We start from the raw sequence: 23,004 nt of genomic DNA on the forward strand, positions 1-23,004 counted from the left end.
TGCTGACATAATTGGGATGGTTTCTGACGAAACTGTTCTGCACTAAACCCCGGTACTGTTACAGCAGTCCGGGGTTTTCTCTTTTGTGCGCTCCAGTTCGTACTCGGCAAACTGTATGGCCACGGTGAGAAGCCATCGATACTGTTCCATTGGCACTTTCATCTCTCCCCTCAACACGAAATCCTCTACCCCACTTGCTGCCAGCGTTTCCATGATTTCTGGGTATTTTTCAGTTCGCCTTAGCACTGTTGAATCGGCTACGTTAAGTCGTTTAGCAACTTCAGTTTGCCGCGTATGCAATAACGCTTTATGGGCTAAGGAGAGAAGATGACGGCCATTCACACTCAGGCCATCTGATTTGCGTGCATTTGCTCTATCCATTGGATAAATTCCTAAATGATCGAAACAGCGTTTCCGGGCAAAGAACTTCGGAGACGCTGATGATGATTAGTGATAATTAATCTTCTAGTAAGTTTATGTTTAATATCATTTTTATGGAGGGAATACCTCATCTATAGTAAGTGTGTGACCGAGCGTTTCCAGACCCTTGAGGATTAGACGACAGCTGGCCAGGCTTGGGGTTCGGATGTTGCTCTCGTAATTGGCGATCCGAGATGGCCCCCAGCCAATAGACTTCGCCAGCACAGCCTGAGAAATGCCTATTTTTTTTCGAATCAAAGCTAAATTGTTCATAATGCCTCCAGTGTAATCACATATTAACTATCACAAATTGTGATTTAATTTCAACCACGTCGTGAGGCTGCTATACTCACGGCATGTGTAATTCCGTTAATTGAGAAATGAAATGTCTAACGATATTGGGGAAAGAATAAGGGCGCTCAGAGAGGCAAAAAGGTTGAGCCAGGCTCAGTTAGCAAAACAGTGCGGCTGGGTAACAGCTTCAAGATTAGGCAATTACGAGATCGGCTCGCGAAAAGTAAATTCTGACGACGCGGCCTTACTGGCTTTGGCTTTAGGGGTAACTCCTGCATTTATCTTATTTGGTGATGATTCAAGTACAGTTTACAAACAACACGAATATCCACTGCTCAATAAAGACCAATTAATAAGTCAGGAGCGCGGAGATCCCATTACTTTTGACAGTAATACTAAGTTTTACTCCTCTACAACACGGGCAAGTAAAAAATCCTTTTGGTTTCAGGTTCCGGGGCATTCGATGACTTCGCCCTATGGGGTAAAACCCAGTTTTCCAGAGGGCATCCTTGTTTTAGTTGATCCTGAGGCAAACATCGAATCTGGCCACTACTGTGTAAGTATCGTTTACAACAAGACGGAAGTAACTTTCAAAAAATTTGTTACTGAGGATGGTAAGCAGTGGCTAGAGCCTATGAATACTACAGCGAGATATCAAAGCATCGAAATTGATGAAAATTGTCGCATTCTCGGTAAGGTTGTAAAGGCACAATGGGATGATGAATTTTTTTAAGTCTTGCGAATGATCTTATCTTACATCTGAAATTGACCTCGTTCGAAGTTCTTAACTCATGCTCATAAAAACCCAAATTGCGGGTTTATGAGCATAAAAGATCACATAAAATTCAATAACAAAACGTGAACATCAAATTAAATCACACAATACGTGTTGACATATAATGCCACATCATGTGATCTTTGCCGTAGCGGAACGGAAACGCTCGAACTAATGCACTACGAGTTAGTTTGGACGGCACAATAAAGTCGGGCGGGAGGAGCACAGGAGTGCGATATCCCGAAGTGGCAAAACCCAGCTTCCTCGCAGCAAACGAGATGGCACTGATCAGTGCCATCTCCTTTGTTGAAGGGGGTTATCAATGTCTTATCGTCTTAAGAAACAATCCGTAAAATGCCCCGTATGCGGTCTTAATTTTGACCCGCGGACGCCACGTCTTCACATCACGCATTATCATTCCTCAGCGAGTGAATATGAGTTAAGAAAGATTTGTGAAGCGCGGCGCGAATGTTTCGGGAAATTAAAACCTCTCAAGCAAAAATCACCCTGCCTATCGATTTACGCGATGAAAACTGGCAAGGCTTGATTTTGCTAATCAAAAAAATCATTACAGAGGTGAAATGAAATATACGAATGGATAAGTTTTTCAGTAAAACGAATAACGATTAGATTATAAATCTCTTCGTCAGGAAGTAATTCTGACTCCTCGTCTAGTCAATGCGCGGTTGGGACTTAGCCCGGCTTGCCGGGCGTAATTTATCAGACCGCATACCTGCATTCCTTTGACCCTTTCCCGTCTTGTGCGGGATTTTTTTTTTACGTTTCTGAGCGAATAAAGTGAGAGTTGCATGATGCCCGGAAAAAATCAGACCGCCATCACACATTAATTTCGATAGCAGGTTTGAGCTAAGCGCTAAGAAAGATTTTTATAATTACAAAAGCCAACCAGACTAACCAAAACCAAAGCACACTGCTGGAATAAACATTATGATTCAGGTGGTTATGCATGTAACTCGCTTACTGAAAAATAACCTTATCGTAACGACAAGTGTTCCTTAGTATCGGATTTAATCTTAGGCATTATGCTTAAGCAAGGAACATTGCTGGTTCCGTTTAAAGGTGCAGTTTATACCACCCGGCTTAATGCCGGGTTTTTTTATTAGCGAATGGCTTTCGATACGTCACTAAAAATTGTCAGCTCTTGTCCTGAATTGAATTGTCATTTCCAGAGGACATTCCTGAAATCTCTGTCAGACCTTCATGGTTGATTTCAGTATCAGCCCCATCTACGGCCCGGGAAATAGTGAGCAAATCCTGCAATTCACTCAGCAAAATTGCAGCATCTGACTTGAGCATATCATCGGACTCTGCCGACTCAATAACTGTATTAATCGCTTTATTCGCACTCTCAATCATCGCAGTGACACCACCCTGCTTGCTGACGGCTAAAACCAACGCGCTGATGAGAAGTGACTGTGCTTCGACGCGGGCAGTCAGCTGCTTCGTTGCCGCGTCAATTTTCGAAATTTTGGCAAGCATGCTCAGTACGACATTTTTCATAGTGACCTCTCTCTGTAGAGGTAGAACATATTACCCGGACTGTGCATTTCCTCAATATGAAATAATCCTAAATGCCATCACGAGAAGACAGAATTGACTTATATACCCTCTACGTTGAAACCTTATGAGGGTGCTTAATAAATCAGCGCCTTACACTCACCATGTTATTTAATTAATCAACGCTATTAAAAAATTTATCTGGAGCATCTATGCACAATCGTGAAGCAGCAGTAAGCATTAAACAATCCGTTTTAATGGTTGTACGAGAACTGAGTATATCAGTGGGTAATATTTACGAGTATGAAGCAGAAGGTAAAGTGACCAACGAGGAATCAGAAGAGTATATGGAGAAAGTACAGATTTCAATTGATAATATAATCAGTGAAATTCTGGAGCCCGTCTATACATTACACCCGGACTTACGCCCTAAGTGTTGTGCGTGTGAAAAGTCGCATGATCCTGAATAAGAGCATAGCGTTTACTTAGGTTAATGATTTCTACTACACGTCATAAATAACGTGCGATCTATTTCGCCTTAAATCTCACGATCAGAAAGTAAAACAAACACCGCTCAGTATTATCATGCTGGTTAAAAATGGATTATACACTGCTGTCCCGTCCTAGACGGGACTATTTTTACCTGAAATCAGGAGATCACATGATTTACAGATTCAGATGGGGCTGGCACATATTTACAGCCAGTTCGCAGAAACGTTCGCGGAGATTTGTCCATTTCTGCGAAGGTTTAGACTGGGTGTTTACCCAAAAACTTGCGGCGTCATGCGCTGATGAATGGGTGGCCAACCATGAATAAACATAAGGTACCAGAACGCGTTAATATCCGGGCACGATGTCTCCTCAGGCAATGGCGTCTGGGACAAATCAGACCAAGACGCACTATTCGGCATGGCTATCTTTCCATCTGCGTGACCCCTTCCTGGCGTCTTCTCTCCAAAAACGGAGGGAGAAAATGGTTATTACTAAGTCACGCCGATTATGACAAAGAAATCTGAATAGGAATCAAAGAACATGCATGACCTGTCAATTGTAACTCGTCCAGTAAAAACGCCTAAGAACTCAATGACAGAAGAGGAATTATCGGCGCTACTTCAGGAACATAACGTCTGGCTTCAGTCCGCAGGCGAAGAAGGAAAAAGGTTAGTACTTAGCTACAGTGACTTATCTGATCACAACTTTTATAACACCAACCTTGAGAAGAGTATCTTTAATAAATGCAATCTCAGCGACTGTAATTTCCGCCGGGCAAAACTACGTCATGCTGCAATGAATGGATGCAATCTGGAGAGATCTGATTTTACTCACGTAAAGTTTGATTACGCGTCATTGAGCCATTCCAGTTTATTTTGCACCGACTTTCATGATGCTAATTTACGCCTCGCTGATGTAACGGGAACAAAGCTGAAAGGCGCCCATTTATTCGGTACCCGCTTACCTGCAAATACATGGCTTATTATGGGTGAGGAATACAGTATTCAAATTACGCATGGCGTCACATTAAGTGCTGGCTGTCAGACGCACTCAATCGAAGACTGGCGACGATTCAGACAAAAAGAAATTGAATCGATGGACGGGGAACGCGCAATTAAATTCTATCCGAGACTCCTGGATATTCTGGACTTTTATACGGGAACAGGTGAAAGACCAGACTGGCTTTAATCCCCACCATCTATTCGCCCTGTTATTACACGGAGTTGACCCTGTGAAAATCATGTACATCACAAATGGCGAACAATCCATGCTCGTCATTAAATCCTGCATTTTTTCTTTGCTTAAGCATGCGCGTGTAGCTAATGCAGCCCTCAACGCGGCATCCGAAGCAAACGTATCGACAACTGGTGTGTTTTGTCTGAAAACAATTATTTCTGGCAAAACATCATCCATCTATGAAGCCCGCGCGGCAGCAAGGCGGGAGGAGTTTAAATGAATGTTTTGCATCTATGTCTTACTTACCCTGAACAACCCGACGAACCTGCTGAGTCTTCATTACGTGGACACACTCCGCTCTGGCGCGCTGGTCAGTTCCGCTACACACACACCAGAACGCAGCCCCGTTAGCAAAGTTCTCATTCGCCCGTTCTCCTTCAACTCAGGAGGAACAAGTCAGCCCATCACCTTTTACCCGTTAATCAATGGAGTAACACCATGAACCTTTCACAACTTGAAATTATACTGCGTGCTCACAAAATCTGGGTCCGCTCAGAGGGTCAGAAAGGAAAGCGTGCCGATCTGAGTTTTATGGACCTGAGAGGCGCGCCTCTCGATAACGCTGACCTGACCCGCGCCATTATGATTGGCGCAAATTTACAGGGAGCCAGTCTGAACAACACTCTGCTTTGCCGGGCTTTTATGCCGTTCGCTGACCTTTCTGGCACTATTTTGTTAAACACAGACTTCAGCCATGCAAAGTTAATGGCTGCCAATTTGCGTGATGCGGACATGCGTACAGCCAGGCTGGAAGGTGCTGATTTGTAGGGTGCTATGACCGGAGGAACCCGGTTACCGGACAGCAGTACGAAAGCCAGTCTGAAAATGGTCGTGATTGAAATCCTTGTTATCAGGCGCTAAGTGAAATCCAGAACTGACCTCTTTTAGCCTCGCTTAGCCTTTTCTCAGCAATACCTCTCTCCAGCCCCACTGACAGGAACCTCACCATGATGAACAAAAACATCAGGGGCGATGCCGCCTGCGCACGTCCTTTTCACCCCATCCATTCTGTCGAGTTTAGCCGAAAGAACATTCTGAGCAGTGCCAGCTTTAGCCGTCGTCCTCCCAAACCGCTACTGCAGGTTCTGACTGACAGACTGACCGAAATCATTCTTCAGGAGGGCAAGCCATGATGCCATTCATTGAGCTCGAGCGCAGAAAAGAACAGCTCGATGCGGAAGAACAGGATGCCATTCGAAAAGAGCAGTGGATAGACGACGAAGCCGCACGCCTTCTGACCTTCTTTCCTGACACGCTTGATGAATTCAGGGCTTCCCTGCTTCATCCACTCGCCAGCAAATGCTGTTTCGGCGGTAAAGCGAATGAAGAGTATCGGGACTTCATTCTTAACCTTGCTTACCACCAGGCAAATGAAAACTATGACCTGCAGGTATTACTGAAATGGGAGGAGCCATGCCAGTAAAACCCGGCGTGTATCACAACATCAGTAATGAGGACTACCACGCAGGCCCGGGGGTCAGTAAGTCGCAGCTTGATGATGTGGCGCTGAACCCTGCCATCTACAAATGGCGTAAGGATGCGCCTGTCGATCCTGAAAAAACAGCCGCACTGGATATGGGTAGCGCTCTGCATTGCATGCTGCTGGAACCCGGTGAATTTGATAAGCGCTATATCGTGGCCCCCGCTTTCAACCGCCGCACAAATCAGGGCAAGGCGGAAGAGCAGACATTCCTGGACGATGCCAGCAGGATGAATATGACCGTGCTGGATGCTGAACAGGGACGAAAGCTTTTGCTGATGCGAGACAGTGCAATGGCTCACCCCGCAGCCAGTTACTTTTTGAAAGACGAGGGGTATTGCGAATCTTCAATCTACTGGCGAGACAGTGAAACCGATGAGCTATGTCGAATCCGTCCCGACAAATATCTGGCCAACCGCGCTGTCATCCTTGATGTAAAGAAGGTCGCCGACATGTCTCGTTTTTCCCGTCACATCGAAGAATTCCGGTATCACGTGCAGGCCGCAATGTACTGCGAGGGTTTCTACCGTTGCTTCCAGGAATACCCTCAGTTCGTCTTTATTGCGGTGAGCGAAACCATCGATTGCGGGCGTTACCCCGTTCGGACGTTCGAACTGCATGACGATGATATGCATTCAGGCATGAAACTCTTTCGCCAGAATCTCGACACCTTCCACCACTGCCGCCTCAATGATTATTGGGGCGGCATTGAGACAATCCAGCGCCCGGTATGGGCACGCAGACAGGAGAATCAGTGATGCAGAATAAACCAGTGGACCCCACGTCAGATAACACCAGCACGGCAGCCACCATTTTCAGCCCGGATGCACTGGATAAGCTTGTGCGTTTCGCCGAGATTATGGCCGGCAGCCGGGTGACTGTACCTGCGCACCTCGCCGGAAAAGCCTCAGACTGCCTCGCCGTCACAATGCAGGCGGTGCAGTGGCGCATGAACCCGTTTGCTGTGGCCCAGAAAACCTTCATGGTTAACGGCGTGCTGGGTTATGAAGCTCAGCTGGTTAACGCCGTCATCTCGACAATGGCCCCTACACGCGATCGGATTCAGTATGCCTGGTTTGGTCCGTGGGAAAAGGTCATCGGCAAATTCACTGAAAAAACGTCATCAAAGGGAAATAAGTACGCGGCTCCCGGATGGACACTGGACGATGAATCCGGTTGTGGCGTTCGTGTCTGGGCAACGATGAAGAATGAGGAACAGCCACGCGAGCTGGAAATCCTTTTAACGCAGGCGCAGGTGCGCAACTCCACACTGTGGGCAAGTGACCCCAAACAACAACTGGCTTATCTCGCCGTCAAACGGTGGGCGCGACTGCATTGCCCCGATGTCATCCTGGGCGTTTATACACCCGATGAAATTGACACTGCTCCCACCGTTGAGCGAGATATTACTCCCGCTAAATCCACATTGACCGACTTGAACGCACTGATCAATCAGTCCAGGCAGCAAGCCGAGGCGTTAATTGAACACAGTGATGCTGAAGATGAAGCATCAGATGTTGACCAAAGCGCATCCGATACGCCAGCAACAGCGCCACCGCCCACCCCAGCTACACAGCATTCCGTAGTTACACCTCCTGAGCAAAAATCAGCACAGCGTTCTGCCGGGAAAGCGAAAGTTTTCGACAACGATCAGGATGTTCAGCAACGGACTCCCGATAAGCTGCTGGCCGATTTCTGTGAGGCTGCGATGAACGCCAAAACCGTCAGCGCGCTGGCCAAATGCTACGCCTATGCCTCCAGAGTGCTGGCTTCTACACCAGCACTACTTGAGAAAGCGACCGATGTCTTTCTGGTGAGGAAAGCTGAACTGGATGAAGCCGCAACCAGTCAGAAAACATGATTTACAAAAGGTATGACCATGAGACAAGGGAAGCCCCTCAAGAGAAATATACGTAACATTCGTTATTATAATACCGCTGAAGCAGCAGCGATTGCGGAGAACTTTGGACACTATGAAAAAGCAGGGAAGCTCTGGTTAAAGGCAATGAAACTGGCCATGAGACAAGTTAATGCAGAATGGTCAGAACATCGTAGCCAGTTTTGCCAGAGTGTTTTACGTAATGGATGGTCTCAAAAATAATTTTATATTTAATTTCGCCAACACCAGGGAAAAATACAGCTTCAGAATTTATTCACTTTTCTGACTTCATCCATAATGAAATCAATGTTAAGTTCATCGCACCCAACATTAAGCACAAGATTAATAATATCTGAAAATATTTAAATTTCTGACTGGAAATACAATCAGTGGAGTAACAATATTTTTGAGGCAATAAAAATGAATAAAAAAATCCTTCGTTATGTTGATGACCATCTCAGTCATGCGTCATCTCCACCTGGAGAACAAATTGTATATGTTTTTGCGAAGCTCTCTTTAACATCATCTCCCGATGCCTGGATGGTCAGGCACGTAAGGAATGAAGAGGATTTTCTTTTTACAACGCATCAGGCTGCGATAGAACATCTCGACATGCACGGTGATGGAAACGACTATATCAGTCCTTTATTTGCAACTGCCAGAGTAGATATGTGTAAAGGGGGTTCCGGCACCTTCTGCTCACACCGCTATCGGAAAAAGAGGATTGATTAACCAGGGCATTACTTTTTACATGATTTTTAACATTCACATTTAGCCCCCCTCTATTCATGAGCTCCATATAAGAACCATGGATTAACACATTAACTCGCTAAAGAGATAAAAATGAAAAACCGAATATTCATCACCTCGCTTCTTGCCTTTATAAATTTACCTGCACCTTCTTACGCAAGCTTTTGCATTGCTAACAGTTGCTTTGAAGATCTCGCCGACCTCAAAAAGCAGTTTATAGGCTTACAGAAAACCATCATTAAGACCCATTCAGATGTACTTAATCACAATGAACAACTCCCTGTTATAAAGAATGATATCAAGGGAAACAAGGAAGATATTAATAAAAATAGCTCAGATATAAAATCGATCAAAGATGATACATTCAAAAACAAGGCCTCTAACGAACAAAACAAAAAAGAAATCCTGAACAACAAGAAAGGAATATTGAACAACAAGAAAGGGTTATTGAACAACAAAGTTAAAATTGAAGAAGTTCATAGAGAAACTCAAAAAAATTCAAATTCACTTAATCAGTTGACTGGCGAGATTGATGAGTTCAGGCAACTGACAAACAACAGATTTCAGAAGATTGATAAAACTGTCGCAAAAAATCATAAAAAGGCTATGGCTGGCATCAGTGCTGCAATGGCAATGAATGCCATACCATTCTTTAATGGCAAGGATGTCAGCGTTGGAGTGGGATCTGGCTCTTATGGTGGCCAGGGTTCACTGGCTATTGGTTCTCAATTCCAAATGACCGAGATTATGAGAAGTAGCACCTATCTGAGTTATGACAGTAACAGGAATCTGGGCATTGCCGCCGGGATATCGATTGGCTGGTAAACGGAGACATTAATCAGCAGTCATTCAGGAACACATTTCCCGGAGATATTTTCAAGCCAAAGGCCTCATCCTGTAATGAGGCCTTTGGCTTGAAAAATATAAAAGGGAGTGAAAATAAAAATCCCAAAATTGACAACCATGTTTTGAATCCTACTAAAAAACGTCGACGCTGTAATCGAGCCCCATGATTAATTCTCAGTAAACCACCACAATAAATCTATCAACCATCACATAATTTATTTTTTAGCCGATCAGCCAGAAATCTGATAGCGAATAACGTCGCAGATTTTTAACCCACTCTTCTCCTCGTTCCTAAACAACAGAAGGAAATCATTATGAAACTAAATCAATCATTGCTGATTTTAACAACTACTATATTCATTTTTTCAACAGCACACGCCGATGTGAAAATTTTCCATCCCGGTAAACACAAGACAGATGTCAGTAGTATGAAAGAGGATATCGAACACAATCGTGACCAAATCTTCACTGATGGCATTAAGCTCAACTCTCTGGAATTGAAAGTTAATGATCAGGACGTAAAAATAAACTTCAACAAGCAACAAATCGACGAATACAAAGAAAAAATTAAGAAAAACAAAAATGCCATTGACACCAATAATGAAAACATTGAAAAACAACAACAACTGATCGACAATAATGAGAGAAACACAATCATTAATGAAATGAAAACAAAAGAAAACCAAAAGGGAATTCTCGTTAACACAGCCGACATTATCAAAAATAACAGAAAAATATCGGGTGCAAACAGCCTGATATTAGAAAATACAACGAAAATCAATCAACTCGACTTCAATCAACAACGGTTCGAAACGAAGACCGAACACAAATTTGCTGCTATGGATAAACGTATTGGTTACTACCATCACAAAGCAATGGCTGGTGTGAGTTCCGCTATGTCAATGTCGGCCATACCTTTCGTTGAGGGCAAACGTTTTAGTTTTGGTTTTGGGGCGGGTTCTTATGGTGGCCAGGGGGCAGTATCATTCGGATCACAATTCAGACTGAGTGAACAAATCAGGAGCAGCGCATATATGAGTTATGACAGCAATAAAAGCATTGGCGTCGCGGCAGGCATATCTTTTGGTTGGTAGTATCAGTCTCCAGTCAGAGAGATGCTCAACAAAATTCGTCAGAGCTCGATTCTAAATACAGGCTGTATGCTGATTTAATAATTCGCACAATCACGCCACGGGATCATCTATCTCTTCCAATAGTTCATCTCCCTGATTATGGATATTCCCAACTTTTTTGCTAACCGGATGCCAGGAGAAATCCTTCTCCGGCACTGCGGCATCGACAGCAATCTCCTGCGCGCGCTCAGGTGTGGTCTCTTCGCTCAGCCATTCACGAACAGCATCAGTAGTAAGCACCAGCGGGCGCCGATCGTGAATGTCGACCATACCCTTGTTGCTGGGTGACGTGACGATGACGAAGCCCTCTTTATCGTGATCTTTGCTAAATGGCGCTTTACCGATGGCAGCAAAAAACAGCGGCGTTTTCTTCTTGTGGTAGATGAAAAATGGCTGCTTATTGCTGCCGTCCTTTTTCCATTCGTACCAGCCGTCAGCCGGCACAATGGCCCGGCCGTTATTCCAGAGTGGTTTAAACATACGGCCGGTAGCTGCGGTTTCGCATCGTGCATTGATGAGCGGTTGTTTATCCCACCACTCTGGCCCGAAGCCCCAGTAGACCGGATCGAGGTGCAGCTCTTCGTCACGTTCATTAAGCAACAGCACCTTCGTGCCGGGAGCGACGTTAAACCGCCCTATCGGTTCCGGGTCATACTGGATTTCTTCAGCCTTCAGGCCGAGCGATTCAAAGTATTCATCTCTGCTGCTGTACTGCGCAAATCGACCACACATAGGCACCTCTTTTTTAAGGATAGCGCGGTATAATCAAGTGAGGAGGACAACTGCATGTCTCAAAACCTGGCAACACGCAGCAGAGAAGAACGCGATCGTATCAACGTTGATTTAGCCGCGTCTGGCGTTGCATATAAAGAGCGCATGAACATGCCCGTAGTTCCACATGAAGCAGAAATGCAGCAACCTGCAGATTTGCGTGAGTACTTCAAAGAGCGCCTGCAGCATTACAGGAATGTCGCGCTACAGTTTCCGCGTGGCAGTGACCCGGTTTATCAGAAGGAGGACGGGCAAAAGTGAATGATATTATGTTATTCGGTGCCGGGCATCATGGAAAGAAAGAACAAGTCGCGCCCGGAGTGGAAAAGGTAACTTTTGGATCCAGTATAGAACCTCACCAATCCCAAGCTCGTTTATCTTTCAGTAGCTATAACGCTACATTTATTGTTAAAACTGTCTATCAAGAAAGGGGCGGTTATTTGATTGGTGTCTGTGGGGATGAGCCATCTGATGAAGATATAGTGAAAGCTATTTTTAAATACCACCCCAAGCCTATTGGTTAATAAATATTGATTCAAGTCGACCTGCTCCAGCAGGTTTTTTTACGCCCAAAATTTGGAGAAATACCATGCAAATCGACATTGGCGAAAAATACGTCCTAACCGCTGACCAGTATCAGAACATCATCCGCGAGAAGAAAATCACCAAGGAAGGCGATAACGCTGGTAAGGAATGGCAGCAACTGGTCGGCTACTACACAAAGTTAAGTCAGGCCATTCACGCGCTGATTCACCTCGACGTGAGGCTTGAAGATGTGCAGTCGCTGCAGGCGATGGAGCAGCACATTAACCGTGTAGCGCTACAGTGTGAAAAAGCGTTTATGCAAACCGCCGAGTAATGTAACCTTCCGCCGATTTTGCATGATTGGTTACAGGAAGATTAAGTAGTGTCAGAAAAAGAAATAACATATCCGGACATTGCAAATGCAATGGTCGATGCGGCTGATAAAAACTCAGATACACCCCTCACATTCAAAGCTCGCCAGACTGATGAAAATCGTCATGCGCTGGATGTGATGGAAGAGATTTTAGCCAGCAGGTTGCCGCAAAGAGGCATGACATATACCCGGCAGTTATCGCCAGAAGGCGAAGTGATATTCCAGATTAAATGATGGACAAATGAACCTGCTGCGGCAGGTTTTATCCACACGCAGACAATTGGGCGATATAACCCATAAATCACAACTTAACAGCCCCTGGCAGAGAAGAGCGTGACAAGACAACGTCGATTTTTTCCGCGTCTCGAGTTGCGTTCAAAGAGCGCATGAATATGCCCGTCGTTCCACATGAAGCAGAAATGCAGCAACCTGTAAATTTGTGAGAGTACTTCAAAGAGCGCCTGCAGCCTTACAGGAATGTCGCGCTACAGTTTCCGCGTGGCAGTGACCCGTTTTATCAGAAGGATGCGGATAAATGACGATCGTCTTTGTGCCTTCGCTTATTGCCTTGCTGCTATCTAAAGCGGATGAGAAAGGCTCGCCTCTAACTGAATTGGAAGTATTAGGTATCAGGGATAACGCCACCGCCATTTCCTTGGACGCTGAAGCGGCTTTGAGTATGTCAGAGAGTCGTGGCTACAGGGATATCGACCCAGAAAACTGCTGGGCAGAATGGTTAGCTTTCATGAGTGAAGGCTAAAGTTTTACCGACAGGGGTCGATGAAATTTCCACGGGGATCGGACCCGGTAAATATGAAGGATGAAAAATAAGCTGTGAAATGGATTTTATTTACGGGAGCATTTCTCTCTATGTCTGCGGCAGCGGACGACAAAGCATTCGGAACGCCAGAAACGCGTTGTTTGAATGACCATACAATTCCCTTCATTAATTCAACCATACCCGCTAAGAAAGTTGTGGATGATGCCTACGTACAGTGTAAACCTGAACTTGATCAGTGGATGAAATTGCAAGAGCCGCTACCTGATGACATGAAAAACAGCATGCGCAAAGAGTTGTATGACTTTTACATCAGGATGATTGAAATACGAAGAAAGTATGAAGCCAGTAAAACCGCGAAAACCGCCCAATGAGGCGGTTTTTTATTGCCTACAGGAAATCGAAATGACACATCCAGATCCGATAGATGCAGCATCAGAACTTGAGCTTCAGATGATTGAATTAGCGCTGGCTTACCGGCCGCGTGTGACGGCAACGTTCACCGGTAAATGCCTCTGGTGTGATGAGCCAATAGACAAGGGCCATTATTGTGCCCCCGAATGCCGCAGCGATCATGAGAAGGAACTTCGCGCAATTAAGCACAGGAGAGCAAATGAAAATTAGTTCCCTGAAACCTGGTGATACGGCCTACCAGCTGTATCGGCATAAGATGGGTAATACAACCATCAGCACACTCTCTGTTTGGCGGGTCAGCGTGAAGGAGGTACATGAGGAACACGTTATCGCCTCGGTTAATGGGAATGCACCCCGTAAATATCGGGAGCGTGATGTAGCAAAATGGAAGAAAAAGGAGCCGGTACTGATTCGCAGTCGTATGGGTTACTCCCGCCTCGCCACTAAAGCCGAGAAAGAAGCACTGAAATCCGGGTAGTCAATCAACATCGATACTTATTATCGCGCCTTGCGTGCGAATTTTCATTTATGAACGCTTAAAACCAGACATCATTTTTCGGAATATTTTTCCTGATAGATACTTTAAAGAAATGACTCTTCCACTTCGTGGTAACCGATTGAATTTTTAACCGGAGAATATAATGTCTCGCATGATTAAGTTATCTACCTGGGCGGAAGAGGAATTCGGCAATCCGATTCCGGGCCCCGCTACACTCAGCAAATATGCCAGGAATGGAATGATATTTCCGCCTCCGGTAAAAGTTGGAAATATCTGGCGCGTTGAACGCTCTGCGCGATTCATCGGTGTACAGTCCAGTCCTGAAATCAGGCAAAGTGATAACGTGAGATTAAAAAGGATATTAGAGGATGGCCAGGCCACGTAAATATAATGTCATCATCCCTAATCTGTCCTGTTTTACTGATGCCAGAACAAAACGCGTTTACTGGCGATATAAGCATCCTGTCACAGGTAAATTTCATGGTTTAGGCACCGATGAAGCGGAAGCAAAAGCCATCGCAATTGAAGCTAATTCCAGATTATCTGAGAACCAGATGCGTCATCTCATCAAAGCGAGGAATAAACTGGCTGAAAGCCTGAACACGTCAATAACGACTTCGGGCTGGTCAGAAAAATATCTTCAGTTGCAAACACGACGCGTTAAGTCAGGCGAGTTAAAAACGAAGACGATTCAGCAGAAGAAACTGGTGCTCGACATTCTGGTGCCAGAAATCGGTATGAAGCCTCTTGATCAAGTCACAGTGAAAGACATCAACGCCTTGATGGAGCCTTACCTCGAACGAAATAAAAACAGTATGGCGCTTCTTGTAAGAACGATTTGTATTGATTTCTTTAAGGAGGCGCAACGCGCAGGTGAAGTCAGCCCGGGCTTTAACCCAGCGTTATCGACCCGTACACCCAGGGCAAAAGTTATGAGAGCCAGACTTGATTTACCTACGTGGAAAAAGATTTATGCCCATGCCGAAAAACCCCGGTATATGCAACGCGCCATGTTGCTTGCTGTAGTTTCAGGGCAGCGCATCAGTGATATTTCGAAAATGCGGTTTTCCGATGTGTGGGATGATCATCTGCACATCGTTCAGCAGAAAACAGGCGCACGCATAGCACTGCCACTTTCATTACACTGTAATGCGCTGGGTATCAGCTTGCGCGAAATCATCGGACAATGTCGTGACAGAATTCTGAGCCCCTACCTGCTTCATCATCGTGACGACAAAGGCCCCTCTAAAAGAGGGGAACAGGTTAAACCGCACTCTTTACGAGATAATTTTCGTCTGGCAAGAGAAGCGTCAGGATTAATATGGGAGGAAGGCCAGGCCCCCTCTTTCCATGAGCAGCGCTCTCTGTCTGAGCGGCTTTACAGAGCTCAGGGCATCGATACACAAACACTTCTGGGGCACTCAAATCAGGCAATGACAGACAAATATAACGATGAGCGAAGCAGTGAATGGAAGAAGTTGATCTTTTGACTCAAATTAGTTGCGCATATATTTAAACGGATGTCAGCCATGTGTGAACATCATACGTTCGCAGCTATCTTAAGCATATAAATGATTTAAGTGAGCAGTGGTATATTAGTTAAAAAGCTAATGTCATGTTTTTCTCTCGAAAGGGTAACAAGAACTATGGCAGTTAAAGTTTACACTGGATTGCGACCTTTCGGATTCCATGCGAAAGATGCGGATAAGATGCTCAGGAAAATAAAAAAAAAGTGCTGGTTACCTTAGTAACCAGCACTTACACCTAAATCCCCACAAGATTATGGATTTTTAAATCAGAAATTGACCTTAACCCCAAATAAGGCACTTGTATCGGAGTATCCTTTATCACCCATCTGCTGGCCGATATTTCCCCAGAGGTTAATATTTTTGGTGATCTGGCCCTCAACCCCTACTTTCAGCTCGCCCAGATTGCGCGTGCCTTTTTGGGTGACTTTTACGCCGTTTAGTTCGCTGCCAAATTCCTTTGTATTATGGATCCAGTTAGCCTCAATAAATGGCTGGAATACGCGATCTTTGCCATCATCGATTGAGCTGTGGCCTTTGATAAAGGCACGCGCACCTAAGCGGGTTTGAATGTTGCCATCACCGGTTCCTTTCACGCGAGTGCCATTCTGCTCGCGAATCTCATCCGCCTGCACGCCCATCCAGGTGATCTGCGCCTGAGGCTGCACGAAGTAGCTTTCACGCTCGTTCTTCTCGCCAATTTTCCAGGTATATCCGGCCTCAAGCGACGCGGTGATCCCTTTCGATTTGTAAGACTCCGCCGCCAGTGAATCTCCTTTCACGGTGTTATCAAACCAGCTGTACTGCGCCCAGCTGTCAATGTAAGCACCGGATTTCTCTTCGTTGTCCTGTAACCAGGTCGCGTAGATACCTGTGCTGTAACCATTGATGCTGCCATCCGCTTTCTGACCAGAAAGATGGTTACGGCTGTTACTCTGCTGGTTGGCATAACCGGCCATCACACCGAGGTGATAACGGTTGGCACCATCCGTTGTCCATTGCGCAATATCACCGCCCATCTGCATCACATAGCGATTTGCCTGAGTTTTCATCTGACCGCTACTGTCACTGGAGCGGGTATGTCCACCGACGTTACGCAGCCACATGCTGGTCACTTTCTCTTCGCCTGTCAGCGCATCAACATAATGGGTCTCACCCAAACGATCATGCAACCGCGTATTGAACAGGTTATTTGCTGCAGCCATATTCGCTGAGTAGGCGGCAGACTCCGGGCGATAAATCTTGATGATTTCATCTTTATTGCCATCCCCGCCACCTTCACCAGGGTCAACCACACCATTAAGCACATTTGTCAGATACCAATTGTTTCTGTTGGCGCTTTCGCCACGTACCAGATTGTAATCATAGGCTCCAGCGACGATACGGCCCTCCTTCACAAACTCACCGTCCGATATTCCACCGACACTGATAACTTCAATACCGTTGATAGTTTTGGCACCACTCCCGCCGGCATTATTGACGCTTACGAGGGTTGTACCACTGGTATCACCAGCAATTATAATTTTATCGGTGACCGAATTATCATCGCCTAAGGCGGTGTTCAGGGTAACGTGACCGTGATGACCACTGTAATTGCCTTCAATATGCAACTGATTGCCTACCGCTGCGCCTGCACCACCTACAATTATGTTTCCGCTGTTGGCAAGATTGCCGCCGACGTTGAAACGCATTGCCTCTTTAATTGCATTCGTGACGGGGTTGATTTCACCTAACTGCAGCGTACCGCTATTGCTAACATTGCCTGATGTACCACCAAAGCCACCAGCAACTGCCCCTCTGGCAATGTTCAGGTTGGCTGAAGCGAGCGTGACGTTATTATCTGCGCTACCAAGCTGCAACCCGCCCGCATTTACTTGCGTATCACCAGCGTACTGCGCTGCCTGCTGGCTAAGCGTTACCACACCTGAACCATTCTGGTTTAACTCACCGCTGCCGATAATGGTATTGTCCAGCAACCAGCTTTGACTACTGGCAAGATTTAACGATCCCTCATTGGAGACTTCAGCTGAGCCAAGGCTCGATTGAGTTGATGCCGTCAACACGGAGCCATTTTCAATACTGAATTTACCTGCGAATTCATCGTTATCACCCATCAAGACAACATCACTGTTCTGCGCGATATTGGTTTCACCTGAACCGCTCAGGCTGTTAAACAACGCGCCAGCCGCATTTTTTAATGCTAATAAACCTTCGTTGACGATATTACCGCTGCCCAAGCCGATGGTGTTGTTCAACTGCACGTCAGCACCAGAAGCAATTGAAGTCGTTGCAGTAAGCCCAGCGTTGCTGCCATTGATTGTTAACGTCTCACCATTTACATTCAGCGCACCACTACCCTGCAGGTTGCCGTTAACCGAACCGCCGTGGGTGATGCTCAGCGTGCCGCCGTTGAGGTGCGCCACCGATCCTGCCGCTGTGTTTAACGCACCAATAGTCTGGCTGTAGCCATTCATGTCAAAGCCAGTATTGGCCGCCAGCGCAAGCTCTGAAGTCTGACCCAATACGTTGTCATTATTCATCTGCAGGTCACCGCTGCGAACATCCGTTTTACCGCTATAGCTGTTATCCATATTGGACAGAGAGACGGTTTGGCCTGTACCGGTATCAATCGCCAAATCGCCGATACCAGTTAGCTTCGCGCTCATATCCGCAGCATTACCTTTTTTACCATATGCATTAAGCACCAGAGCATCATTGCCCTGAGTCAGCAGGTCAAGTTGCGTCAGGCCATAAGTCACATACAGTCCGTCATCGGCGTGCCCGCTGGTCAGGCGATAGTCATAAGTGGCATTGGCCACCACATTGCCATCCTGCAGCACGTTGGTATTTAACTGATCGGTAATCAGGTTGCCGCTGGTATCCCGCAGCTCCAGGTTTCCGCCGGAGCCTTGCACCGGAATCGCGCTACCTGCCAGCTTGATGCCCTGATCACCTTCATCCTGCTCCAGTAATGAAACGGTCTGTGGTGGCAGCACATGGTGGTTGGTGACCGAACCCGGATTAATTTCTACCGTACCGCGCCCACTGATATCCATTAACCCGGAGGTTTGCACCACGCCTTTAGCCACGGTATCGCCTGGAGTACCGGTATCGAATACTACTGTGCCACCGTCAAAGTTCAGGCCGCCGATTTGCTGCACGCCGTCGGCAACGGCGACGCGGCTATCGGTACCTGCAAGCAGGGTTGCGTGAGTGAGAGCTTGGGTATTCAGTCCATCCAGAGCAAATGTGCTGTCGGTAAGCGCTAACGTACCAGTAAAGGTGTTGCTGGCATTGTTGACAGTAAACTCAAAAGTGTTACCCGCCGTACTGGCCGCAATCATGCCCGCGCCACTGATATTACTGTCAAATAGCGTGTCAGCGTTTTGTTTCAGTACCAGGGTGCTGCCGTGAGCAATATTGAAACCGGTACCTGCGGCGTCATCTGCAGAGTCGCCTAAGGGCAGCAGAATATTATCCAGCGTCAGGGTAGAGCTGTTCTCAAGGTTAACCTGTTCAAAACCTGTAATTGTTTTTCCAGATTGCGCCAGAGTCAGCTCACTGTTACGCAGATTGAGTGTGTCATCGCCCGCACCCGCATCCAGAGATTCAAACAAATTGCCGTCAGTGGCATCAATGTTGACCAGATTATAGCTGTCATCACCGCTTGAGCTGGTGATATCTGTAGCGGTACTGCCATGCTGTAAATCTACAGTGTGGTCGTGTGCGGTAGTCAGATTTACATGACCGACTATGTTACCGCCCTGAGCATTCACAAAGTGAACGCCTGAAAGACCGCTGGTAATTTCCAGCGCAACCTGTGCAGCTGAGTTGGCGATAATGTCCCCACGGTTAATGAAACTCCCCACGTAATCGTTATTAACATCGACTACCGGGTTGGTTGTTGAATTCGACACCAGACGTCCGCTCTGCTCTACCACTGCACTCGTTCCGCCAACTTTCAGAGCAGGTCCGCCAGCAGCGTCATTGATGTTGACACTGGCACCTGATTTCACGTCCCCTTTGATATTTGTGACGATACCGCTGCCGTCCGCATGGTTGACATCAATTATCAGGTTACGTGAGTTTGACATATCAAGGGCGCTGGAAGCTGTTGAACCATCAGCATTCTGGATCAATAAGCCGGATCCGCTACCGTTGACGGTAATCTTTCCACTGTTTTCACTCGCCATGCTGGCAGCAGTGCGCACGCCAGCCCCGTTATCAACGGTTATCTGCGTATTATCAAGTTTGATGCCCGCAATTTCTGCTTTGTTTTCGATAGCATTACCATTGCCTACCGGATTCATCTCAATGCTGGCATCTTTCACTGTCAGGCCGCTGGCACCGGTGTCAAGCAGAATGCCATGAGCGCTGCCGCTGGCTTTCACCACACCCTGGCCATTAAGGGCAAGATTCGCACCGTTACCCACTTTAATCGCAGCTTCGCCATCTGAGGCTTCAATATTGCCGGTATTAGAAATGGTTGAAGTAGCCCCCTGAATATCAACCGCGATGCCATTAACCTTAATATCGCCGCTGTTCACCAGCGTGCCGCCGTTTACCAGGACGCCCGTGGTATTCGCCGTGGTGAAGTTTATATCACCACGATGATCCAGAGTGCCGCTATTGCGGACAATGTAGCCGATGGCATTCGGCGCTGTTGCTACGCTGCCATCGAGCGTCGCATAGCTGGTCAGCCTCGCATTGCCGCGATAAGCGGGATCGCCATTACCTGTAATATCTGCATAGCTGCCGTCTACAATTCCTGCCGTGCTGCTGGCACCACTGATCGAAAGGGTGGTCTCCTTAGCCAGCGTGCCCTGGGCATTGCCCATCACCTTAATACCCGTTGCGCCATCACCGCTGGCGGTGATGGTCATGTTGCCGGTGTTAAGCTCACTTGCCTGGGTGTTGCTGGTTACAAGCAGAGCAGTCGAATTTTTACCGCTGCTTTCCACAGCAGATGCGCTACCGGTGCCATCAAAGCTTGCGCCACCATCAATACGATACAAGGTCGATCCTTCCGTAGTCACATTTTGCGTACCGGTGCTGTTATCGACCACTTTCGAGCCCGCACCCAGTACGTAGTAACCGGTCTGATTGATGCCATCAAAATTAATTACGCCCGCATTGTCTACTTCAATGGTCCCGCCATTACGCGCATGGGCACCGATGGCACCATCCCCCTTAAGCTCAATGGTACCGGCATTGATGGCTACAGCGCGTGCGCCGTCGGCCCACAGACCGTAGTTTGCGGTTTTAGTAATGGCATCAATTCCTTGAAGAATGTTAATTAATCCGTCGTTGCGTACTGTGGTTGTTCCACTGTCCGTGCTGACAGAGCTCGCCATCATGGCTACAGCATTAATGCCGTCCAGGGTTATGTTACCGTCAGCTGCATTTAGCACTGAGCCTCCTGCAGCACCAGCACTTGCAAAACCTTTCATGCCAACATTTTGTAGGGGAGGCTGACCAGCCACACCGTCCGCTGCGCCTTTGATGAGAATTTCACCATGATTAATTGCACGCGCCATGGGTCCTTGAACTATTACGCCGAATCCACCCTGTGTTTTACTGCCCAGCGTCAACGTACCGTTGATCTGATTGGTAAAGGTTGATGTTCCGCGCGCAAGCACCAGCTGATTGTTGGGCGAGTCAGCTACGATATCGGTGGTTGTATCAGCAGTACTGCGTTGCGCCTCACGTCCCAGATAAACCTCACCTCTGTTGTTGAAGGCAGCGCTGTCTTCAAGCAATACACCCATGCTATAAGTTGGATAGGTTGTTATTCCGTTGCGTTCAATTGCCGAAATATTGATGTTGCCGTTGTTGTTCAACACTGCGTCATTGAATAATTGCACGCCAACGTTAGAAACGTATGCTCCACTTGGAGCAAGGTTGATCACCCCGTTATTGTTAATTGTACTACCTGTACTGGCGGCAACGGCATTATTATTTCCTGTAAAAGGAGTGCCAATCGGATTGCCAGAGTTATTCTTATAAGCACTCATTTCAGAGTTTGTCCCTGCATCAATAACCCCATAATTATTGACTACAGAGTTCTCGCGTGCAGACACGACCAATGAACCCGCACTGGAGCTTGCAAATGTCCCCAGATTGCCATAGTTATTCAGTGTTGACGCATTAGTCAGCCTAACAACCGATATATCGGTATTATATGCCTGAATGGATGCATCAGAATCGATATTAATAGTGCCAGCGCTGCCTAAAATGTAAGCTACTCGGGTTGGATCAATGAGAAAGCGTGTTGCATCATCATCTGGCACTGTTTCGTCAACGTAAATATGTTTAACGCCTGATGAGTCATAAGCTTTCTTAAATTCCGCATCATACGATCCCGGAGATAATGATCCGTCTTTTACAGCCTGAATTAACGCAGTATTATAGTTTTTCAGATCGTCAATATTCTCAACAGTTTGCACGCCAATGGCACTATCGAAAGTTCCAGTGAATCCTGCCAAAAATGCCAAAGCGGGGTCGGTGTTATTTTTGGCATAACTGTTTATATTTCCAAGGTGTGCTACCGTCTTGCTTTTGTAATTCAGCGTGCCTCCATTTGCTAGAAATACGGAGGATGTGCTGTTTTTACCTTTCATAAACAAGGTGATCTGATTATCTTTATTATTGAACCAGTCACTGCCTGAGGTACTGCCGACGTTCACATCCAGGCTGGAGCCTGTATCAACCTTAATCAGATTGCGGTCTACGTATTGCCCGTCTGCACCTACGGCATAATGATAGCTGTAATACTGATTCGCAAGGTCGACCATGCGCAGTTGGTCATTCTGATATGCAGAAAAAGTAGCGCTGTTACCCGTTGCCGGGTCAATATAGTCATAACCGGCCTGCTGTCCCAGACCGATATAGCCACCACTATCAATATATCCGGCACCACTACCGGAGAGTTTCCCCATTCCGGCCAGTACTGACAGTTTGAGAATATTATATCCTTTATCGCCACTGGCTATTGACTTCCAGTCTGTTGAAAGCAGATTGTCGTTACCAGTAATGGCCTGAACATGGCCGCCATCTTTAGAGTCAAAAACGTCCAGAGTAATATCCGCTGCCTGGGACGGCATAACAAATGCCATTGCCAGCGCAGTCAGAGATAACACGCCTGTTCTTATGAGGATAAAACTTGAATGTTTAGTTCCGCTTTTAGATGACTTGCTTTTCCCTTTGGTTAATTCTGAGGTGACATCAAAACGTTGCAGGGCAGCATTCCACTTTACTTTAAATATCTTATTCATAATGTTTGATTCGCGATTTTA

At 46.5% G+C, this 23,004-nt stretch carries 28 protein-coding genes and 1 pseudogene; 24 read left to right on the top strand and 5 right to left on the bottom strand.

What is annotated here, in order from left to right; all coding sequences use genetic code 11:
* Window positions 1–42: 42 nt before the first annotated feature.
* Together BM323_RS13890 and BM323_RS13895 are read right to left on the bottom strand one after the other, a co-directional pair.
* Window positions 43–381 (bottom strand): hypothetical protein, encoded by a 339-nt coding sequence (locus BM323_RS13890; protein ID WP_091003923.1) that lies wholly within the window; start codon window positions 379–381, stop codon window positions 43–45.
* Between the two features lie 111 nt (window positions 382–492).
* Window positions 493–693: a helix-turn-helix transcriptional regulator gene (locus BM323_RS13895; RefSeq protein WP_091003926.1), complete on the bottom strand. Its 201-nt coding sequence runs from the start codon at window positions 691–693 to the stop codon at window positions 493–495.
* Between the two features lie 112 nt (window positions 694–805).
* Here BM323_RS13895 and BM323_RS13900 point away from each other — a divergent pair, with 112 nt between their 5' ends.
* Entirely contained in the window at window positions 806–1,447 is a 642-nt protein-coding gene (locus BM323_RS13900; protein WP_091003930.1) for a helix-turn-helix domain-containing protein, read from the top strand.
* A gap of 1,197 nt (window positions 1,448–2,644) precedes the next feature.
* Here the strand turns inward: BM323_RS13900 and iraP are convergent.
* Window positions 2,645–3,010: an anti-adapter protein IraP gene (gene iraP, locus BM323_RS13905; protein WP_091003932.1), complete on the bottom strand. Its 366-nt coding sequence runs from the start codon at window positions 3,008–3,010 to the stop codon at window positions 2,645–2,647.
* A gap of 209 nt (window positions 3,011–3,219) precedes the next feature.
* On the opposite strand from iraP, the gene BM323_RS13910 reads away from it, so the two are divergent.
* From BM323_RS13910 to BM323_RS13955, 12 genes are all read left to right on the top strand, one after another.
* The gene (locus BM323_RS13910) at window positions 3,220–3,477 is read left to right on the top strand and encodes a hypothetical protein (RefSeq protein WP_091003935.1); all 258 of its coding nucleotides are present in this window, start codon (window positions 3,220–3,222) and stop codon (window positions 3,475–3,477) included.
* 562 nt (window positions 3,478–4,039) lie between these two features.
* On the top strand, window positions 4,040–4,687 hold the full coding sequence (locus tag BM323_RS13920; protein ID WP_091003942.1) for a pentapeptide repeat-containing protein: 648 nt from the start codon (window positions 4,040–4,042) through the stop codon (window positions 4,685–4,687).
* Between the two features lie 43 nt (window positions 4,688–4,730).
* The gene (locus BM323_RS24345) at window positions 4,731–4,955 is read left to right on the top strand and encodes a hypothetical protein (protein ID WP_139221423.1); all 225 of its coding nucleotides are present in this window, start codon (window positions 4,731–4,733) and stop codon (window positions 4,953–4,955) included.
* Between the two features lie 218 nt (window positions 4,956–5,173).
* The gene (locus BM323_RS13925) at window positions 5,174–5,503 is read left to right on the top strand and encodes a pentapeptide repeat-containing protein (protein WP_091003943.1); all 330 of its coding nucleotides are present in this window, start codon (window positions 5,174–5,176) and stop codon (window positions 5,501–5,503) included.
* 179 nt (window positions 5,504–5,682) lie between these two features.
* On the top strand, window positions 5,683–5,868 hold the full coding sequence (locus tag BM323_RS13930; protein WP_008109331.1) for a hypothetical protein: 186 nt from the start codon (window positions 5,683–5,685) through the stop codon (window positions 5,866–5,868).
* The gene (gene gamL, locus BM323_RS13935; RefSeq protein WP_091003946.1) at window positions 5,865–6,158 is read left to right on the top strand and encodes a host nuclease inhibitor GamL; all 294 of its coding nucleotides are present in this window, start codon (window positions 5,865–5,867) and stop codon (window positions 6,156–6,158) included. Before BM323_RS13930 ends, gamL begins: the two co-directional genes overlap by 4 nt.
* Window positions 6,149–6,973, top strand: a complete 825-nt coding sequence (locus BM323_RS13940; protein WP_091003949.1) for a PD-(D/E)XK nuclease-like domain-containing protein — start codon at window positions 6,149–6,151, stop codon at window positions 6,971–6,973. The genes gamL and BM323_RS13940 overlap by 10 nt, the downstream gene beginning before the upstream one ends.
* A complete protein-coding gene (locus BM323_RS13945) occupies window positions 6,973–8,076 on the top strand; it encodes a RecT family recombinase (protein ID WP_091003951.1) in 1,104 nt (367 codons plus the stop codon). The genes BM323_RS13940 and BM323_RS13945 overlap by 1 nt, the downstream gene beginning before the upstream one ends.
* Window positions 8,077–8,094: 18 nt before the next feature.
* Window positions 8,095–8,316 carry an ANR family transcriptional regulator gene (locus BM323_RS24350; RefSeq protein WP_175501709.1) on the top strand — a complete coding sequence of 74 codons (222 nt, stop codon included), beginning with the start codon at window positions 8,095–8,097 and terminating at the stop codon, window positions 8,314–8,316.
* Window positions 8,317–8,514: 198 nt separating this feature from the next.
* Window positions 8,515–8,826: a hypothetical protein gene (locus BM323_RS24355; protein WP_139221425.1), complete on the top strand. Its 312-nt coding sequence runs from the start codon at window positions 8,515–8,517 to the stop codon at window positions 8,824–8,826.
* Window positions 8,827–8,937: 111 nt separating this feature from the next.
* Entirely contained in the window at window positions 8,938–9,669 is a 732-nt protein-coding gene (locus BM323_RS13950) for a YadA-like family protein (protein WP_091003953.1), read from the top strand.
* Window positions 9,670–10,004: 335 nt separating this feature from the next.
* Window positions 10,005–10,784, top strand: a complete 780-nt coding sequence (locus BM323_RS13955) for a YadA C-terminal domain-containing protein (protein ID WP_091003955.1) — start codon at window positions 10,005–10,007, stop codon at window positions 10,782–10,784.
* 90 nt (window positions 10,785–10,874) lie between these two features.
* Here the strand turns inward: BM323_RS13955 and BM323_RS13960 are convergent, their stop codons facing one another.
* Window positions 10,875–11,555, bottom strand: coding sequence for an SOS response-associated peptidase family protein (locus BM323_RS13960; protein WP_091003957.1), 681 nt, complete (start codon window positions 11,553–11,555; stop codon window positions 10,875–10,877).
* Window positions 11,556–11,609: 54 nt separating this feature from the next.
* Here BM323_RS13960 and BM323_RS13965 point away from each other — a divergent pair, with 54 nt between their 5' ends.
* From BM323_RS13965 to BM323_RS14015, 11 genes and pseudogenes are all read left to right on the top strand, one after another.
* Window positions 11,610–11,855: a DNA polymerase III subunit theta gene (locus BM323_RS13965; RefSeq protein WP_008109314.1), complete on the top strand. Its 246-nt coding sequence runs from the start codon at window positions 11,610–11,612 to the stop codon at window positions 11,853–11,855.
* Entirely contained in the window at window positions 11,852–12,118 is a 267-nt protein-coding gene (locus BM323_RS13970) for a hypothetical protein (RefSeq protein WP_008109312.1), read from the top strand. The genes BM323_RS13965 and BM323_RS13970 overlap by 4 nt, the downstream gene beginning before the upstream one ends.
* A 65-nt stretch (window positions 12,119–12,183) precedes the next feature.
* Window positions 12,184–12,453 carry a DUF5405 family protein gene (locus BM323_RS13975; protein WP_008109311.1) on the top strand — a complete coding sequence of 90 codons (270 nt, stop codon included), beginning with the start codon at window positions 12,184–12,186 and terminating at the stop codon, window positions 12,451–12,453.
* A 48-nt stretch (window positions 12,454–12,501) separates the two neighbouring features.
* Window positions 12,502–12,726, top strand: a complete 225-nt coding sequence (locus BM323_RS13980) for a hypothetical protein (protein WP_008109308.1) — start codon at window positions 12,502–12,504, stop codon at window positions 12,724–12,726.
* 62 nt (window positions 12,727–12,788) lie between these two features.
* Window positions 12,789–13,031 (top strand): annotated as a pseudogene (locus BM323_RS24700) (DNA polymerase III subunit theta).
* Window positions 13,028–13,252, top strand: coding sequence for a hypothetical protein (locus BM323_RS13990; protein ID WP_091003960.1), 225 nt, complete (start codon window positions 13,028–13,030; stop codon window positions 13,250–13,252). Before BM323_RS24700 ends, BM323_RS13990 begins: the two are co-directional and overlap by 4 nt.
* Window positions 13,253–13,326: 74 nt before the next feature.
* On the top strand, window positions 13,327–13,644 hold the full coding sequence (locus tag BM323_RS13995) for a hypothetical protein (RefSeq protein WP_254773266.1): 318 nt from the start codon (window positions 13,327–13,329) through the stop codon (window positions 13,642–13,644).
* A gap of 31 nt (window positions 13,645–13,675) precedes the next feature.
* Window positions 13,676–13,894: a hypothetical protein gene (locus BM323_RS14000; RefSeq protein WP_091003963.1), complete on the top strand. Its 219-nt coding sequence runs from the start codon at window positions 13,676–13,678 to the stop codon at window positions 13,892–13,894.
* Entirely contained in the window at window positions 13,884–14,162 is a 279-nt protein-coding gene (locus BM323_RS14005; protein ID WP_091003967.1) for a hypothetical protein, read from the top strand. The genes BM323_RS14000 and BM323_RS14005 overlap by 11 nt, the downstream gene beginning before the upstream one ends.
* Before the next feature lie 163 nt (window positions 14,163–14,325).
* Entirely contained in the window at window positions 14,326–14,568 is a 243-nt protein-coding gene (locus BM323_RS14010) for an excisionase (protein WP_091003970.1), read from the top strand.
* A complete protein-coding gene (locus BM323_RS14015; RefSeq protein ID WP_091003973.1) occupies window positions 14,552–15,673 on the top strand; it encodes a phage integrase Arm DNA-binding domain-containing protein in 1,122 nt (373 codons plus the stop codon). The genes BM323_RS14010 and BM323_RS14015 overlap by 17 nt, the downstream gene beginning before the upstream one ends.
* A 305-nt stretch (window positions 15,674–15,978) precedes the next feature.
* Here BM323_RS14015 and BM323_RS14020 read toward each other — a convergent pair whose 3' ends face one another.
* Window positions 15,979–22,983, bottom strand: a complete 7,005-nt coding sequence (locus tag BM323_RS14020) for an autotransporter outer membrane beta-barrel domain-containing protein (protein WP_091003974.1) — start codon at window positions 22,981–22,983, stop codon at window positions 15,979–15,981.
* Window positions 22,984–23,004: the final 21 nt, after the last annotated feature.

Source organism: Pantoea sp. YR525 (assembly GCF_900116775.1).
Lineage (GTDB): Bacteria > Pseudomonadota > Gammaproteobacteria > Enterobacterales > Enterobacteriaceae > Pantoea > Pantoea symbiotica.

Bases quoted from the DNA above. Each gene is read 5' to 3' on its own strand.
- BM323_RS13975 (WP_008109311.1), top strand. From the start codon at position 12,184: ATGCAAATCGACATTGGCGAAAAATACGTCCTAACCGCTGACCAGTAT.
- BM323_RS13965 (WP_008109314.1), top strand. From the start codon at position 11,610: ATGTCTCAAAACCTGGCAACACGCAGCAGAGAAGAACGCGATCGTATC.
- gamL (WP_091003946.1), top strand. From the start codon at position 5,865: ATGATGCCATTCATTGAGCTCGAGCGCAGAAAAGAACAGCTCGATGCG.
- BM323_RS13920 (WP_091003942.1), top strand. From the start codon at position 4,040: ATGCATGACCTGTCAATTGTAACTCGTCCAGTAAAAACGCCTAAGAAC.
- iraP (WP_091003932.1), bottom strand. From the start codon at position 3,010: ATGAAAAATGTCGTACTGAGCATGCTTGCCAAAATTTCGAAAATTGAC.
- BM323_RS14015 (WP_091003973.1), top strand. From the start codon at position 14,552: ATGGCCAGGCCACGTAAATATAATGTCATCATCCCTAATCTGTCCTGT.
- BM323_RS14020 (WP_091003974.1), bottom strand. From the start codon at position 22,983: ATGAATAAGATATTTAAAGTAAAGTGGAATGCTGCCCTGCAACGTTTT.
- BM323_RS13990 (WP_091003960.1), top strand. From the start codon at position 13,028: ATGACGATCGTCTTTGTGCCTTCGCTTATTGCCTTGCTGCTATCTAAA.
- BM323_RS13930 (WP_008109331.1), top strand. From the start codon at position 5,683: ATGATGAACAAAAACATCAGGGGCGATGCCGCCTGCGCACGTCCTTTT.
- BM323_RS13950 (WP_091003953.1), top strand. From the start codon at position 8,938: ATGAAAAACCGAATATTCATCACCTCGCTTCTTGCCTTTATAAATTTA.
- BM323_RS13960 (WP_091003957.1), bottom strand. From the start codon at position 11,555: ATGTGTGGTCGATTTGCGCAGTACAGCAGCAGAGATGAATACTTTGAA.
- BM323_RS13940 (WP_091003949.1), top strand. From the start codon at position 6,149: ATGCCAGTAAAACCCGGCGTGTATCACAACATCAGTAATGAGGACTAC.
- BM323_RS13925 (WP_091003943.1), top strand. From the start codon at position 5,174: ATGAACCTTTCACAACTTGAAATTATACTGCGTGCTCACAAAATCTGG.
- BM323_RS13890 (WP_091003923.1), bottom strand. From the start codon at position 381: ATGGATAGAGCAAATGCACGCAAATCAGATGGCCTGAGTGTGAATGGC.
- BM323_RS13895 (WP_091003926.1), bottom strand. From the start codon at position 693: ATGAACAATTTAGCTTTGATTCGAAAAAAAATAGGCATTTCTCAGGCT.
- BM323_RS14010 (WP_091003970.1), top strand. From the start codon at position 14,326: ATGTCTCGCATGATTAAGTTATCTACCTGGGCGGAAGAGGAATTCGGC.
- BM323_RS13900 (WP_091003930.1), top strand. From the start codon at position 806: ATGTCTAACGATATTGGGGAAAGAATAAGGGCGCTCAGAGAGGCAAAA.
- BM323_RS13910 (WP_091003935.1), top strand. From the start codon at position 3,220: ATGCACAATCGTGAAGCAGCAGTAAGCATTAAACAATCCGTTTTAATG.
- BM323_RS24350 (WP_175501709.1), top strand. From the start codon at position 8,095: ATGAGACAAGGGAAGCCCCTCAAGAGAAATATACGTAACATTCGTTAT.
- BM323_RS24355 (WP_139221425.1), top strand. From the start codon at position 8,515: ATGAATAAAAAAATCCTTCGTTATGTTGATGACCATCTCAGTCATGCG.
- BM323_RS14005 (WP_091003967.1), top strand. From the start codon at position 13,884: ATGAAAATTAGTTCCCTGAAACCTGGTGATACGGCCTACCAGCTGTAT.
- BM323_RS13945 (WP_091003951.1), top strand. From the start codon at position 6,973: ATGCAGAATAAACCAGTGGACCCCACGTCAGATAACACCAGCACGGCA.
- BM323_RS14000 (WP_091003963.1), top strand. From the start codon at position 13,676: ATGACACATCCAGATCCGATAGATGCAGCATCAGAACTTGAGCTTCAG.
- BM323_RS13955 (WP_091003955.1), top strand. From the start codon at position 10,005: ATGAAACTAAATCAATCATTGCTGATTTTAACAACTACTATATTCATT.